Source organism: Nocardia sp. NPDC055029 (assembly GCF_053608525.1).
In genome coordinates this window covers 26,092-40,505 of record NZ_JBSGVQ010000033.1, presented here as the reverse complement: position 1 = coordinate 40,505, position 14,414 = coordinate 26,092, and the positions used below count along the sequence as shown (strand labels likewise).

The 14,414-nt window shown below is 65.4% G+C and carries 15 protein-coding genes; 4 read left to right on the top strand and 11 right to left on the bottom strand.

The genetic code is table 11. The features are described from left to right. Positions 1 to 4: 4 nt before the first annotated feature. From ACWF9G_RS25115 to ACWF9G_RS25090, 6 genes are all read right to left on the bottom strand, one after another. Positions 5 to 4,402: a WD40 domain-containing protein gene (locus ACWF9G_RS25115; protein ID WP_452518278.1), complete on the bottom strand. Its 4,398-nt coding sequence runs from the start codon at positions 4,400 to 4,402 to the stop codon at positions 5 to 7. Positions 4,403 to 4,476: 74 nt separating this feature from the next. Then, entirely contained in the window at positions 4,477 to 4,677 is a 201-nt protein-coding gene (locus ACWF9G_RS25110; RefSeq protein WP_452518277.1) for a hypothetical protein, read from the bottom strand. Between the two features lie 419 nt (positions 4,678 to 5,096). After that, entirely contained in the window at positions 5,097 to 5,567 is a 471-nt protein-coding gene (locus tag ACWF9G_RS25105) for a hypothetical protein (RefSeq protein WP_379306919.1), read from the bottom strand. Beyond that, on the bottom strand, positions 5,540 to 6,385 hold the full coding sequence (locus ACWF9G_RS25100; protein WP_452518274.1) for a DUF4184 family protein: 846 nt from the start codon (positions 6,383 to 6,385) through the stop codon (positions 5,540 to 5,542). The genes ACWF9G_RS25105 and ACWF9G_RS25100 overlap by 28 nt, the downstream gene beginning before the upstream one ends. 51 nt (positions 6,386 to 6,436) lie before the next feature. Then, positions 6,437 to 7,240 carry an aldose epimerase family protein gene (locus ACWF9G_RS25095; protein ID WP_452518273.1) on the bottom strand — a complete coding sequence of 268 codons (804 nt, stop codon included), beginning with the start codon at positions 7,238 to 7,240 and terminating at the stop codon, positions 6,437 to 6,439. Between the two features lie 51 nt (positions 7,241 to 7,291). Then, positions 7,292 to 7,447 (bottom strand): hypothetical protein, encoded by a 156-nt coding sequence (locus tag ACWF9G_RS25090; protein ID WP_379306913.1) that lies wholly within the window; start codon positions 7,445 to 7,447, stop codon positions 7,292 to 7,294. A gap of 223 nt (positions 7,448 to 7,670) precedes the next feature. Between ACWF9G_RS25090 and ACWF9G_RS25085 the strand changes: the two genes are divergently transcribed. Beyond that, positions 7,671 to 8,282: a GNAT family N-acetyltransferase gene (locus tag ACWF9G_RS25085; RefSeq protein ID WP_379306911.1), complete on the top strand. Its 612-nt coding sequence runs from the start codon at positions 7,671 to 7,673 to the stop codon at positions 8,280 to 8,282. Here the strand turns inward: ACWF9G_RS25085 and ACWF9G_RS25080 are convergent, their stop codons facing one another. After that, positions 8,283 to 8,417, bottom strand: coding sequence for a hypothetical protein (locus ACWF9G_RS25080; RefSeq protein ID WP_378854309.1), 135 nt, complete (start codon positions 8,415 to 8,417; stop codon positions 8,283 to 8,285). Between the two features lie 34 nt (positions 8,418 to 8,451). Next, positions 8,452 to 8,592 (bottom strand): hypothetical protein, encoded by a 141-nt coding sequence (locus ACWF9G_RS25075; protein WP_189034092.1) that lies wholly within the window; start codon positions 8,590 to 8,592, stop codon positions 8,452 to 8,454. A gap of 282 nt (positions 8,593 to 8,874) precedes the next feature. Between ACWF9G_RS25075 and ACWF9G_RS25070 the strand changes: the two genes are divergently transcribed. From ACWF9G_RS25070 to ACWF9G_RS25060, 3 genes are all read left to right on the top strand, one after another. Then, positions 8,875 to 10,077, top strand: coding sequence for an argininosuccinate synthase (locus ACWF9G_RS25070; RefSeq protein WP_379306908.1), 1,203 nt, complete (start codon positions 8,875 to 8,877; stop codon positions 10,075 to 10,077). 230 nt (positions 10,078 to 10,307) lie between these two features. Beyond that, on the top strand, positions 10,308 to 11,726 hold the full coding sequence (argH, locus tag ACWF9G_RS25065) for an argininosuccinate lyase (RefSeq protein ID WP_452518271.1): 1,419 nt from the start codon (positions 10,308 to 10,310) through the stop codon (positions 11,724 to 11,726). Positions 11,727 to 11,758: 32 nt separating this feature from the next. Further along, on the top strand, positions 11,759 to 12,082 hold the full coding sequence (locus ACWF9G_RS25060; protein WP_379074623.1) for a DMT family transporter: 324 nt from the start codon (positions 11,759 to 11,761) through the stop codon (positions 12,080 to 12,082). Positions 12,083 to 12,151: 69 nt separating this feature from the next. Here ACWF9G_RS25060 and ilvA read toward each other — a convergent pair whose 3' ends face one another. Genes ilvA through ACWF9G_RS25045 form a run of 3 tightly spaced genes read right to left on the bottom strand, consistent with a single transcriptional unit; the run spans position 12,152 to position 14,225 of the window. Continuing rightward, positions 12,152 to 13,366, bottom strand: coding sequence for a threonine ammonia-lyase (ilvA, locus tag ACWF9G_RS25055; protein ID WP_452518269.1), 1,215 nt, complete (start codon positions 13,364 to 13,366; stop codon positions 12,152 to 12,154). Between the two features lie 36 nt (positions 13,367 to 13,402). After that, the gene (locus ACWF9G_RS25050; RefSeq protein WP_379306902.1) at positions 13,403 to 13,738 is read right to left on the bottom strand and encodes an STAS domain-containing protein; all 336 of its coding nucleotides are present in this window, start codon (positions 13,736 to 13,738) and stop codon (positions 13,403 to 13,405) included. Next, positions 13,719 to 14,225: an ATP-binding protein gene (locus tag ACWF9G_RS25045; protein WP_452518267.1), complete on the bottom strand. Its 507-nt coding sequence runs from the start codon at positions 14,223 to 14,225 to the stop codon at positions 13,719 to 13,721. The genes ACWF9G_RS25050 and ACWF9G_RS25045 overlap by 20 nt, the downstream gene beginning before the upstream one ends. Positions 14,226 to 14,414 lie beyond the last annotated feature (189 nt).

The following is a 14,414-nucleotide window of genomic DNA, read 5'->3' as shown; positions in this document are numbered from 1 at the left end:
ATCGTCAGCGCCGAGTTCGAGTCTGAGAATCACGCGGCTGCTCAGCACCACGGATCCCCGGTGGCACAGGCTGGACGACGTAATACCGTTCGTAGGGTTGCAAACCAAGCATTTTTCCATCCGGGTCAAACATTGCAGCGCGGAGGAATCGCCAGGCACCCGGAGTGACAGAAAGCAACCGATTCTCCCGGGGCGCCCAACTGGCTGATTCACTGGCGGAGAAGGACAGTGAATGGACCAAGAGTGCACCTCGAACGTCCCAGATGCAGGTCGTTCCGTCATCGCTACCCGTGAGGATCCGGGTGTTGTCGGGTGACCAAGCGACCGAGTTCACCCAGCCTGTGTGGCCGGTAAGCGTGAGAATCGCCTCTCCGGTCAGGGCATCCCAGATCTGGGCAAAATTGTCGAGGCCGGCGGTGAGAATACGAGTGCCATCCGGTGACCACGCGACCGAGTACACAGAGCTGTCATCGCTGTCGAGGGTGAGCAGCAGTTCGCCGGTTTCGGCGTCACGGATCTGGTTGTTGTCAAAGGTTCCAACAAATACGCGAGTGTTGTCGGGCGACCATGCCACCGACGTCACCGGATTGACGTTGTCGGTGAAAGCGAGGAGTGTTTCGCCGGTGTCGGCGTTCCATATTCGAGCTGTGGTGTCGACGCTTCCCGTGATGGTGCGGGTTCCGTCCCGCGACCACGCTACCGAGTTCACTGGGTTCGCATGGTCGGTCAGTGTCAGGACCATTTCGCCGGTGTCTGCGTTCCATATTCGAGCTGTGTGGTCCTCGCTGCCGGTTAGAACGCGGGTGTTGTCGGGTGACCAGGCAATCGCGTTCACCCATCCGGTGTGGCCCAAGAGGTCGAGTTGGTGGTCGCCATTGCTGGCATCCCATATCCGGGCAGGATTGTCGTAGGTTCCGGTGACGACGCGGGTACCGTCAGATGACCAGGCCAGGGTCGTCGCTGAATTCGTGAGGGTGAGGAGTGTTTCGCCGGTGTCGGCGTCGCAGATTCGAGAATAGCCGAAGCTGCCTGTCAGAGTGCGCGTATTATCCGGCGCCCAAGCCACCGCGTTTGCCCAACTGGTGTGCCGCGTGAGGATGAAGAGTACTTCGCCCGTGTCGCCGTCGCAGATTCGACAGTCGCCTATGCCTCCGATCAGTATACGAGTACTCGCCCAGGCCACTGCCTTCGCTTGTCCCGGGCTTTCGGTGAGAGTGAGGAGTGTTTCGCCGGTGATGACACTCGAAATCAACGTGGTCCCGTCCTCGCAGCCTGCCAGGACACGGGTGCCGTCGGGTGACCACGCCACGGAGTTCACCGGGCTGTGGTAGTCGGTGAGTGTGAGGAGTGTTTCGCCGGTGTCGGCGTTCCATATTCGAGCCGTGAGGTCCCTGCTGCCGGTGAGGACGCGGGTGCCGTCGGGTGACCATGCCGCCGACGTCACTGCGTCTGCATGGCCGATGAGGGTGAGCAAAACTCTTCCGGTATGGGCGTCCCATATTCGGGCAGAACGGTCGACGAAACCGGTGATGATGCGGGTGTTGTCGGGTGCCCAAGCCGCCGCGATCATCCGATCAACGACGAGGTCGGTAGGAGTGACCAGTGTTGCGCCCGTGATGGCGTCATAGATCCGAAAACTGTCACTGCTGACAAGAACACGGGTGTTGTCGGGTGACCATGCCACCGCCATGACAGCACTGGTGTGGTCGGTGAGAGTGAGGAGTGTTTCGCCGGTATCGGCGTTCCATATTCGAGCTGTCTGGTCATTGCTGCCGGTGATGAGGCGGGTGTTGTCGGGTGACCAAGCCGCCGAGTTCACCGCATCTGTGTGATCGGCGAGGGTGAGGAGAGATTCGCCCGTGTTGGCGTCCCATATTCGAGCGTTGTCGCTGCCTCCTGTGACTACCCGGGTGTTGTCGGGTGACCAGGCGGCCGCCGACACTATGCTTGTGTGACCGCCGAGTCCCGTCAGTGCAGTTCTGAACGCCCTCGGCGGGGCAGGGAGATCGGAGCCGCTGTTGACGTGTCGCAGGCCGGTGACGTCGGCGCCATCGAGCCGCGCAGAAGAGAGCTCGCATTCGTGTACGAAGGCGTGGGCCAAGTATGCGTCCGAGCAGTCGGCCCCGGTCAGTGTGCAGTGGTGCAAGACTGCTCGCTCCCACCGGGTTGACGATAGGTCTGCTCCGCTGAGATCTACGAAATCGAGGGTGGCATCGCTGAGGTTCGCCCACCTTAATCGCGCGCCCGACATATCCAGCAGTGCAGTCGGGGATCCGGACAACTGAATACCGCGTAGGTTCGCTCGGGTGAGATCGATTCCAGTCAAGATGGGACCGCTCCACCCGCATTCGGTTGCGTACATTGCGTATTGGATGAGCATCTCGCTGGTGATCGGGCGATATGTGTGCCGCCAGCTTCCCAGTGTCGATATCAGTTCCTGTTGGCGTCGGTGACCGTGCAACAGCTGTCCGAGGAAGTCCAATGTTTCAGGGCTCGGAAAGATCGCCCAGTCCTCGGGCCGGTTGTCTTCGATCGCGGCCAGCAGGTACTGCGCGACGAAGAACTCCTGGAACGAGGTATGGGCGAACCGGAATCCCTCGGTGCTCGAGCCGTCGTCGGAGTCCTGGCGCACCAGGAAAGTAGCGGTGCGGAGGTCCTCTTCGAGCAGCTCTGCCTGGACCCCCTTGTATCGCCGCATCGCCGGATCGTCCTGGACTTGCTCATGAAGCCATACCTCGATCCTGGTCAGATCGACGGTTCGCTCATTGCGCTTCCACATCCAGGCGGCCAGCCGTGCAGTGAGAGTGAGCTTGTCCTGGGCGCGAAATTGTTCCTTGCCCTTATCGCGCTCGAGCCAATCGGTGACAACGCGGAGATAGATGTCGGCTGCATGGACCGGAAGACCCTGCGCGCGACGCTGTTCGATGAAGGAAACCTGTTGCGCGACCAGCTTGAGGGTGACCGGCCTGCTGGTCAGGTCGCTGAGATCATGCAGGCTCGCCAGCATCTCGAAGACCTGGCCGGAGTCGTGATCGGGCACGGCTCGCGACAAATAGTGCAGGATCTGGTCGTCGGTGAACGGGAGGAGCAGGAGGGCCTCGAAGTCCTCGGCGTCGGCTACATCGCGATGCTGGCCGGTGAACTGACCGTACTGTTCGGCGACGGTACGGAAGTAGTGGGTACGGCACGACAGCAATACCTTGGTGTCTCGCCCGGCCACGGAATGGCCGGCGCGGGAAGGGCGCAGGCTCAGCAGCTCCTTGGTGAAGATGGTGCCGTCGGAGCTGTTGAGGTGGACCAGCGCCTCGTCTAGACCATCCACAATGAACAAGGTCGGGCGGGTTTCGGCGCGATCGAGCAATGCTCGAGCCGTGGGCCGACCAGATTCTCCTGGGCTCCAACCACGTTGGACGCACTCGTCGAGAATCTCGGTCAGGGTCGGCACTGCTCGGCTGCGCAACCCACTGAGGTTCCTCAGGTCGAAGTACAGCGGTTCAGGCAGGTTGGTCTCGCCGTTTCGCCGTCGGCGTTGCAGCTCGCGCATCAGCGCTTGGCAGGTGATGGTTTTGCCGACGCCGTATTCGCCGAGCACGGCGGCGAGGGGAGCGGACGCGCTACCTGCCCAATGGACAAGATGGTCGACGGCATTGACCCGGGATCCGCTGCTCGGCGTCGACAGGTCCGGGGTTCGAGACAGCTTGCCCGAGTGGCCGAAAGTATGTGTCAGGTAGGGCCTTGCGGCATCCAGGTCGCTGGTCCTGGCGCGCTCGCCTGGTTCGTCCTCGACCGGGGCCGCGCACTCCGCCGGCGCAGCAGTCCGTGCATCGTCGGTATCGCTTTGGCGTTCGAGAAGTTCGCGAATATTGTTGCGCAACTGCTGGACCCACAGGTTCCGCTTGTTGCCGCGAACACTGTCGAACGCGCGCTGTTCGGGCCGGAATATCTGCAAACCATCGAGGCCCTTCCGGTCCACCTTGGTCAAGTCCAGGGATTCCAGCAGCACCGGGATCGCGGCATTTCGCTTGACGAAGTTCGGAAGTTCGTATTGGTGGATGTAGCTGCTGGCGAGGAAGTGCCTGCTTACCGCGAAGATTCCGAGATCGCCTGCCTCGATCGCGTCGGTGGTGCGCTTGTGCCACTCATCACCGGGTAGGAGACTCTGTTTGAAGTCCCAGAATTCGAAGTGGTATTTGTTGTCGATCGCCGCGTGTTCGCCCAGCAGTTTCCATAATTCGGCCGCCGCCCTGGCATCATCGGCGCTGTAGCTGAGGAAGATTCGGACGACCGGCTTGCCGTCCCGCCGGACGGTGGCGGACTGACGTTCGACGAATTTCTCACCGACTGTGCCCAATTCGACAAGTCGAGCCTCGGAAGCGGCGACATGCTCGGCTGTGAAACTCACGCGCCGGCCGTCTGGGCCGTGGTCGGGTGTGATCACCAGTTCGAGGTCTGCGACACAGTCGCGGACCGCATCGACTACCAGATGCAGCGTCGCGGTTTTCGCTTCGCCTCCCTGGTACCACCGGGGTGGATCACGTCGAGTGCCTCGGCAACACCGACCTCGTCGCGCTCGCCCATGTGCTCGCCGAGTCGCACAGCGCGGCGTAGGTTGTCGTCGGCTTCCCATCCGCCGAGTTCACGCAGCCGAGTGGTAGCGATAGTCGGTTCGATGCGCATCGCCGCTGCCCTGTCTGATCGGTCCCGAAGGTGTCGTAACAAAGTACATCGTGTCAATGCATGCAGAAGTTGCGGTCATGCAGCAAAGAGGTTGTCCAGCAACTCTATTCGCCTGCTCAGGGCTTAAACAATCCGCTTGGTCGGTATGAAGGAAGGTGATCGCGATGCGTGGCCGGTACGGCATAGTCCGTCCCATCAGCTTGCAAACGTGGAACCGTTCCTTCTTCGTTCGCACACCGATTTCCACCGCGGATGTCCGACAGCGGCTTTGGAGCACGTTCTTCCTGCTGGGCCTTGGGTCAAGGCGGAGTGGGCCGCGATCGGTGGAGGCCGCGCCGATGACGCACGTGGAACGTAGCGTGCCGGTGATATTCGCGCTGGCGTACGTGCTCCTGCTGATCGGGTGACGGCGCCAATCGCTATTCCCTGGTAGCGCCAGGGGGCCAGATGATGTCGACGGGGATGTCGAGGGTGCGGGCGAGGGCGACGACGGTGGCGGTGCCGCCGCGGGCGCCGTGGTCGCCGTCCCAGACTGCGATCAGGCGGTCGCAGTCTTCGAGGAGGACGCGGTTGGCTGCTTCGTAAGCCACTCGGCCCGCGTCGTCGAAGTCCATCACGCGCACCGTGTCGGCCTGGGCGTGGAGTTCGTCGAAGCGGGGGAGGTCGTCGGGCTTCACCTGGGCTGTTCGATAGTTTCGGGAGGGCAGCACTACCTCCAGGCGGCCGCCGAGGTGCAGTACCGCCTCCGCGAAGACCGAGTCCGCGCCGCGGGCGAGGCAGGTGATGCCGACCAGGTCGGGGATATCGGCGAGGAGGGCCGACAGGGCGTCCCGGACCAGGGGTTCGGTGGCGGCGCTGATGTTCATGTGTCCGGTGACGCTGATCCGCATTCGCCCATCATGCCGGGTGCCCGACGGTTGGTGTCGGAGCGCTGGTCCGTGGATCGGCCAGCACGTGACAAAACGGCCGTCCCGACATGCCAGAGCAGCAGATAGATCGTCCAGGCGCAGCCCAGGCCCTGGGCTGCACCCACGATCGTGTGTCGGATGAGGTCGTAGGTGCTGGTTCGGGCGACCGGGTCGTCGACGGCCGAGGCGGCAGCGGCTACCGGTGCGAGGAGAAGAACGGTGAGGACCGCGCGGCGCCACGGGGCGGGCATGGTGGGTGGGTGCCGGCGAGTACGGCGAACGAGGAGGCAGGCAAGCACTGCCGTGCCGACCAGCGACGAGGCGTAGCCGAGCACGTTGTAAGCCTTGTGTGGTTCGAGAACCGGAGCGCGCAACAGATCCCAGTGCTGGACCGCGAAACCTGCTGTCTGGGTGAAGGAATCCCACACGATATGGGTCATCGCGCCGAGAACGAGAGCGATGATCGTCGACGATGCTCGACCCCAGGTGCCGGAATGAACCGGTGCGGGCAGTACTGCTCGGCAGGGGAGAAGGGCGGCAGCAGGCCCGGCGGAGAGCCGGAAGGCCGACAGCAGCGCCAGCCCGATCACCAGATCCCAGCCGAGCACGCCGAGCGGCGAGTGGGTCATGCTGCCGCTGACCGGAATCGGCAGATAGTAGACGACATCCGGGGCCACCGATCCGGCGATCAACGCCGGCAATGGAAGGAATCGGCGAAACGGCAGCACAACCAGCGGATGGGCGAGCGTGAACGGCACCGGCTCACCGTATTCGGCGAATGCGGAGATGCTGTGGCGCACGTGCGGAGAGTTTGTCGCGCCGCGCGACGATGCCGGGTGAGGTGGCCGAATTCAGTTCGGCGACAACCGCCGCCAGGTCCAGTCGACGCGGATGTCGAGCGGTGAGTCGGGGGTGACCATCCTGGGGTCGGTGTTCACGCCGTCGGGCGGGCCGGATTGGGCCTCCACCGACAGCGATTCCTCCGGCAGGGTCCAGACGACCACGTCGGGAACCCGGCTGGTGATCGTGAATTCGAGGAAGCCGGGCCAGGTCAGGCGAACGAGGACACCGTCGGGCATGCCGAAACAGTCGTCCCACGGTGGCGGGGTCGGCGGGATGCGGCGGCCGGTGGGCAGGTAGTCCGCGCCGCGCTCGTACTGCCAGTCCGGCCGGAATTCGAGCGCGAGCGGTCCGGTGGCAGGCGGCACCTCGCGCAGGAACCACGGATGCCAGCCGCCCTGTGCGGGGAAGGGCTCGTGGTCGGTGGCGATGTGCAGCGACAGCGTGAGACCGGTGTCGGTGAGGGCGAACGTCTGGGTGACGGTGCCCGCGAACGGCCATGGGTCGGTCAGCCGGTGCCGCAGCGTCGCCTCGGTAGCCGAAGCGGTGACGACCTCCCACGCGCCGTCGCGGGCGGTGCCGTGGATGCTGTGCGGCGGATGGTTGATCGGCATCCGGTAGGTCTGGTCACCGACGGTGAAGGCGCCGTACCCCAGCCTGCCCGCCCATGGCGCCATGACGAAACAGCCGGTCCCCGGGTCCTGCCGCAGCAGTTCGGTGCCGTCGACGGTGAGACTGTGCAGCGCGCCGCCGTCCCCTGGTGCGATGACGAGTCCTGCCTTGCCTGCGTCGAGCTGCACGTCGTCGTCGGCCATGCCGGGGAGACTAGCGGCACGCTCAGGTCGGTGGCGGGAGCCCACGCCGGGTCAGTTGAACGGGTACTGACCGCCGCCGGCGCCGCCGCCCGGATTGTTCGGAGTCGCGATGTCGATGATGTCCTGCACCAGTTCGACGACGGCACGGCCGACATCGAGCACGCCGTTGCCGAGGGTGGAGAATTCCTGCGCGATGTAGTGGAGCATCTTGTTCGTCCTCACTTGTGGCGAGCCGAATAGTGCTCTCCCAGAGTGCCACACGTGGACGCGACGGTGTCGGGTGTCGAGCGATCCGAGGTGGCGCCGAAAAGTTCTTGCACCGGGCTACGCGCAGTTCGGGCCGTATATTCCCGGTGTGCCACAAACTTTCGATCCGGACCGCTTCGAGCCGATACCCGACCCAAGAAGTTCCGATGAGGTGTGGCCGGAGATGGCATGGCCCGTGCCCGCCGATGCGGTGCTCGCCGGTGACATCGTGCAGTTGACCGTCACGAATCCCGAAGCCGATGCCGGCGAGCTCTTCGCAGCGCTGGACCACGATGTGGCGTGGGCGCATGTTCCAGGGCGGCCGCGCGATCCCCGCCACTTCGAGGACATCCTGCGTGACCTGGGCGCATCGGGTGAGTGGCAGCTGTGGACGGTGCGTGCTTGCCGGGCGATCGGTGACCGGCCGGCCGGAGCGGTCATCGGCGTGACCGCCTACCTGGACGTCCATCAGCGCGATGCCTGGCTCGAGATCGGCTTCACCGTCTACACGCCGTCTGTCTGGGGCACCGCGGTCAATCCGGAAACCAAACTGCTGCTGCTGGCGTATGCCTTCGATACTCTCGGCGTCGGCAGGGTGCAGCTGAAAACCGATGTGCGCAACCAGCGTTCGCAGCAGGCGATCGCACGGCTCGGCGCCCGCTACGAGGGCACCCTCCGCCGACATTTTCGCCGCAGCGACGGCACCGTGCGTGACAGCGTGCTGTTCTCGATCACCAGCGAGGACTGGCCCCGGGTGCGGGCGTCGCTCGACAGCCGCCTGCAATCGACCCGGTGATCAGGAAGCGAGGAAGTTCAGGATCGCCAGCGCCAGGGGTGCGGAGAGATCGAAGAGGACCCGCCCGATGGCAAGGCCGGCGGTGGCGCCGGATTCGTAGTGGTCGGACAGAAATTGCAGGATCGCGTCCTCCATGATGTGCTCCCTGTGCTGGTACGGACTCGGCGGGTCAGGCGAAGTAGCCCTGGAGGATCGGCGTACCGAGATCGATGACCAGCTTGGCGACCGTCAACCCGAAATTGCCGAGTCCGATGACAACGGCCCCGATCAGGTCATAGTTCGCCTCGGCGAAATCACGTAGCTGCTGCATGTTCACTCCTCGACCCCGACCGATGGCTGGTTGTGTGACCAGCGTCTCACAGAAGGTGCTTGCTGCCAAGTTGCTGCTGCAATGTATCCGCAGGTGGCGGGCGATTTCAGTGGGGATGCCCGGCGCGATTCGAGGCGGCGCTACCCCCGGGTATGAATGAGATTGCATTATCGTGCATAATCATTTGCAGCAGCGGCGCGAGCCGAACCGGCGGCCGGAGCATTCATACTGCTCGAGGCAGCCCGTGCAGATGACGTACACACTTCGAGGAGCACAACAGACATGTCCGATCGCGTCGTACTCGCCTACTCCGGTGGGCTTGACACCTCCGTCGCCATCAGCTGGATCGCGAAGGAGACCGGTTCCGAGGTGGTGGCCGTGGCCATCGATCTGGGCCAGGGTGGCGAGGACATGAACGTAGTGCGCCAGCGCGCACTGGACTGCGGCGCCGTGGAGGCCATCGTGGTCGACGCGCGCGACGAGTTCGCCGACGAGTACTGCCTGCCCACCATCCAGGCCAACGCCATGTACATGGGGCAGTACCCGCTGGTCTCGGCCATCAGCCGCCCGCTGATCGTCAAGCACCTGGTCGAGGCCGCGAAGTTCCACAACGCGACCACCGTCTCGCACGGTTGCACCGGCAAGGGCAACGACCAGGTCCGCTTCGAGGTCGGCATCGGCGCCCTGGCGCCCGACCTGGAGGTCATCGCCCCGGTCCGCGACTACGCCTGGACCCGCGAGAAGGCCATCGCCTTCGCCGAGCAGAACAACCTGCCCATCAACGTCACCAAGAAGTCGCCGTTCTCCATCGACCAGAACGTGTGGGGCCGCGCCGTCGAGACCGGCTTCCTCGAGGACCTGTGGAACGCGCCGACCAAGGACGTCTACGACTACACCGCCGACCCGACGGTGAACTTCGAGGCGCCCGACGAGGTCATCATCACCTTCGACAAGGGTGTGCCGGTCGCCATCGACGGCCGTCCCGTCACCGTGCTGCAGGCCATCGAGGAGATGAACACCCGCGCCGGTCGCCAGGGCGTCGGCCGCCTCGACATGGTCGAGGACCGGCTCGTCGGCATCAAGAGCCGCGAGATCTACGAGGCGCCGGGCGCCATCGCGCTGATCACCGCGCACCAGGCGCTGGAGAACGTCACCATCGAGCGCGAGCTGGGCCGCTACAAGCGCCAGGTCGAGCAGCGCTGGGGCGAGCTGGCCTACGACGGCCTGTGGTTCTCCCCGCTCAAGCGCGCCCTGGACGCCTTCGTGCAGGACACCCAGCAGCATGTCACCGGCGACATCCGGATGGTGCTGCACGGCGGTTCGGCCGTCGTCAACGGACGCCGCTCCGAGCAGTCGCTCTACGACTTCAACCTGGCCACCTACGACGAGGGCGACACCTTCGACCAGTCGCTGGCCAAGGGCTTCGTGCAGATCCACGGCCTGTCCTCCAAGGTCGCCGCCCGCCGCGACCTCAACCAGAAGTAAAAGTAGGAAGTAGCAAGGCTCCCCCGCCTCCCCGTGACTTTGCCGGTCGTGGGGAGGCGGCCGCTCTTCCTATCGGGCTCACCTGAAGCGCCGCGCCTGTTCGGGCGTACCCGGTGAGTTACCCATGTTCTCGCTAGATCAGGCGGCAACCGTAGGCTCGATGCGGTTGCCCTTCTGTGCGCGGCAGCCGTTCTGCGCCGTAACCGCCGACACCCAGGAGAGGGCACACGATGACCCACAGTGGAACCAACAAAGGTGCGCTCTGGGGTGGGCGATTCGCGTCCGGCCCGGCCGAGGCGATGGCGGCGCTGAGCAAGTCGACCCATTTCGACTGGGCGCTGGCTCCCTATGACATCCGCGCCTCCAAGGCGCACGCCCGGGTGCTGCACAAGGCAGGTCTGCTCTCCGACGACGACCTGACCGGCATGCTGACCGGCCTGGACGCGCTCGCCGCCGACGTCGCCTCGGGCGCCTATGGTCCCGCCGACTCCGACGAGGACGTGCACGGTGCGCTCGAGCGTGGCCTGATCGAGCGGGTCGGCACCGAGCTCGGTGGTCGGCTGCGGGCAGGCCGTTCGCGCAACGACCAGGTGGCCACCCTGTTCCGGATGTGGCTGCGTGACGGTGTGCGCCGGGTCGCCGCCGGTGTGCTCGACGTGGTCGACGCGCTCGTCGCCCAGGCCGCCGCCCACCCGGACGCGGTGATGCCGGGCAAGACCCACCTGCAGGCCGCGCAGCCGGTGCTGCTCTCGCATCACCTTCTCGCCCACGCGCATCCGCTCCTGCGCGACCTGGAACGCCTGCGCGATTTCGACAAGCGCGCCGCCATCTCGCCGTACGGTTCGGGCGCACTGGCCGGTTCCTCGCTGGGCCTCGATCCCGAGCAGATCGCCACCGAGCTGAATTTCGCTGCGTCGGCGGCCAATTCGATCGACGCCACCTCCTCGCGCGATTTCGCCGCCGAGGCCGCCTTCGTGCTCGCCATGATCGGCGTCGACCTGAGCCGGATGGCCGAAGAAGTCATCATCTGGAGTACACCGGAATTCGGCTACGTCACCCTGGCCGACGCGTGGTCGACCGGGTCGTCGATCATGCCGCAGAAGAAGAACCCGGACGTCTCCGAGCTGACCCGCGGCAAGGCGGGCCGCCTGATCGGCAACCTGACCGGTCTGCTGGCCACGTTGAAGGCGCAGCCGCTGGCCTACAACCGGGACCTGCAGGAGGACAAGGAACCCCTGTTCGACTCGGTCGCCCAGCTCGAACTGCTGCTGCCCGCGATCGCGGGCCTGGTCGGCACCCTCACCTTCCACACCGACCGGATGGCCGAGCTGGCTCCCGCCGGATTCACTCTCGCCACCGACATCGCGGAATGGATGGTGCGCCAAGGCGTTCCGTTCCGTGTCGCCCACGAGGCTGCCGGTGCGTGCGTGCGGGCCGCCGAGGCACGTGGTGTCGGCCTCGATGAGCTGACCGACGAGGAGTTCGCCGCCGTCGACCCGTCCCTGACCGCGGGCGTCCGCGACGTCCTCACCGTGCAGGGCTCGATCGCCTCCCGCAATGCCCGCGGCGGCACGGCAGGCGTCCGCGTCGCCGAGCAGCTCGACGAGGTCCGCAAGAACGCCGAAGACGCCCGCGCCTGGCTGCGCTGACTACTGGGCGGCTGGTTGGCTAGTCTGCGGCCATGACCCTGCTCTTCCTGGCGCTGGCCATCGCCACCGAGGTAACGGCGACGGTGTCGCTGAAACTGTCGGAAGGCTTCACGAAACTGGTGCCCTCGATCGTCGTCGTGATCGGCTATGGTGCCGCGTTCTTCTTCCTGTCCCAGGCGTTGAAGCGGGGGATGTCGATCGGGGTCGCCTATGGCATCTGGTCGGCGGTAGGGGTCGCCGCGATCGCGGCGATCGGTGTGCTGTTCCTCGGGGAGCGGCTCACCCTGATCCAGGTCGGGGGAATCGGGCTGGTGATCCTCGGGGTGCTCGCTCTGGAACTCGGTGGCGCGCACTGATTCTGGAGTCGTGCGCTGTCTCGGGAAGGCGGCGCTGCGGCCCCCTCGGGTCGCCGAGGCAACCGGCGGCTATAGCTCCGCGTGGACTCGGAATCCGGCGTCGCGGAGCGCGTCCAGGACGTCGTCGCGGTGGGCCGGGCCGCGTGTTTCGACGGTGAGCGAGACCTCGACCTCGTCGACAGCCAGCCACATGCCGGTGCGGGAGTGGACGATGTCGACCACGCTCGCGCCCGCGCGGCCGACGACGCCGAGCAGTGCGGACAGTGCGCCGGGGCGGTCGGCGATGGTGACCCGCATGGCCAGATAGCGGCCCGCCGCGCTGAGACCGTGGCCGATCACTCGCGTGAGCAGCAGCGGGTCGATATTTCCGCCGGACAAGATGGTGACGACCGGGCCGGGCAGGTCGCCGAGGTTGGTGGCCAGCAGCGCGGCGACACCCGCCGCACCCGCGGGTTCGACGATGAGTTTGGCCCGTTCGAGACACAGCAGCAGCGCCTTCGACAGGGAGTCCTCGTCGACGGTGACGATCTCGGACACCAGCTCGGCGACGTGGGCGAACGGCACCGCACCCGGTTGCCCGACCGCGATACCGTCGGCCATCGTCGACATGCGCGGCACCCGAATCGGCTTGCCCGCCGCGAGCGAATCCGGCCACGCGGCCGCCTCGGCCGCCTGCACACCGATCACCCGAACCCGCGGCGCCACCGCGTGCAATGCCACCGCGACACCCGCGAGCAGTCCACCACCACCGGTCGGCACGACGACCGTGCCCACATCGGGAACCTGCTCGAGGATTTCCAGGGCGACCGTCGCCTGTCCGGCGACGATATCGGGATGATCGAACGGGTGGATCAGCGTCGCCCCGGTGCGCTCGGCGAATTCCTGTGCGGCGAGCAGGGATTCGTCGATGGAGTCGCCCGCCAGATGCACCTCGGCGCCATAGGCGCGCGTCGCGACGAGCTTCGGCAGCGACACTCCGACCGGCATGAACACCGTCGAAGTGATCCCGAGCTCCGCCGCCGACCATGCCACGCCCTGCGCGTGATTGCCCGCGCTGGCCGCCACCACACCGCGCGCCCGCTCGGCCGCGGGCAGGTTCGCGATCCGGTTGTAGGCGCCGCGCGGCTTGAACGACCCGGTGCGCTGCAGGTTCTCGCATTTGAGCAGCACCTGCACACCGACCCGCTCCGACAACACCCGCGACCACACAGTCGGCGTACGCCGAATCACGGGTGCGAGCAGCCGCGCGGCCGCCTCGATCCGCTCGAGCCCGACGATCTCCATGGGCCGAACGTACCGCCCTGAGTGTCGCCGGCGAGGTCAGAAGGAGTTGATAGCTTCCTGCTCGATGTCGTAGGTTTCGAACACCGTGATGAGTTGGGTGATCATGAGGATATCCCGAACACGGTCGGGCAAGCTGACCAGTTTGAGTGTCCCGCCGTTGTTGGTGACGGTCGTGTAGCTCGCTACCAATTCGCCGAGTCCAGAGGAATCGATGCGACGCACAGCTGCGAGGTTCAGCAGGATCTGGTTCTTCCCGGTGTCGATCAGATGCCGGATCTTCTCCCTGAGCTGAACGTCGCCCACACCGATGTCGAGATTCCCGGTCAGATCCAGGATGGTGACGCCGTTGACGCTACGCTCTTTGATCTCCATGGAACCCTCCTCTTTGTGGTGGTACTCCCTCCGCGACGGAGCGGGGGAGCTTGGTACGCAGGGTGAGTGTGAACCGCCCGTTCGGACCGTGGGCGGCCTCGAGGGAATCGACGACTGCGCGCATGAGAAGCACACCCCGCCCCGACGCGCGGAGCACGCTGTCGGGGAGGCGCGGATCGGGCACGGTATCAGGGTCGAATCCCGGTCCTTGGTCGCTGATCTCGATCAGTAGTTCGTCGTCCTCGATATCGAGGGTGATCCCGACCGTGGCGTCCGGAATACCGGCGCCACCGTGTTCGATCGCGTTGACCACCGCTTCGTGTACTGCGAGTTCGATCGGCCAGACCGCGGAATCGTCGCCCCACAGGCCGTGCAGGATCGGCGTGAGTTGGGCGTGCGCTCGTTCGATCTGCTCGTGTCGACTACCGATGACGACACACAGCGGCAGTGTGGCGCCGGCATCGACTCGATATGCCGAGCGTGTCACCGGAGATGCCGAGTTGCTCTGTCAGCCGCTGAGCCCTGCTGGTCGTTCGCCATCTGTGCACTCCTCGAGTCGAAGGTGTCAGAGTCGAGAACAATCATCAGAAAGCACGCACAAGGCTACAGCCAAGAACCCGATCACAACAGCCTGGTCAGCCGGTTACGGGTCGTGTCGCGGTGTTTCGAGCGCGGT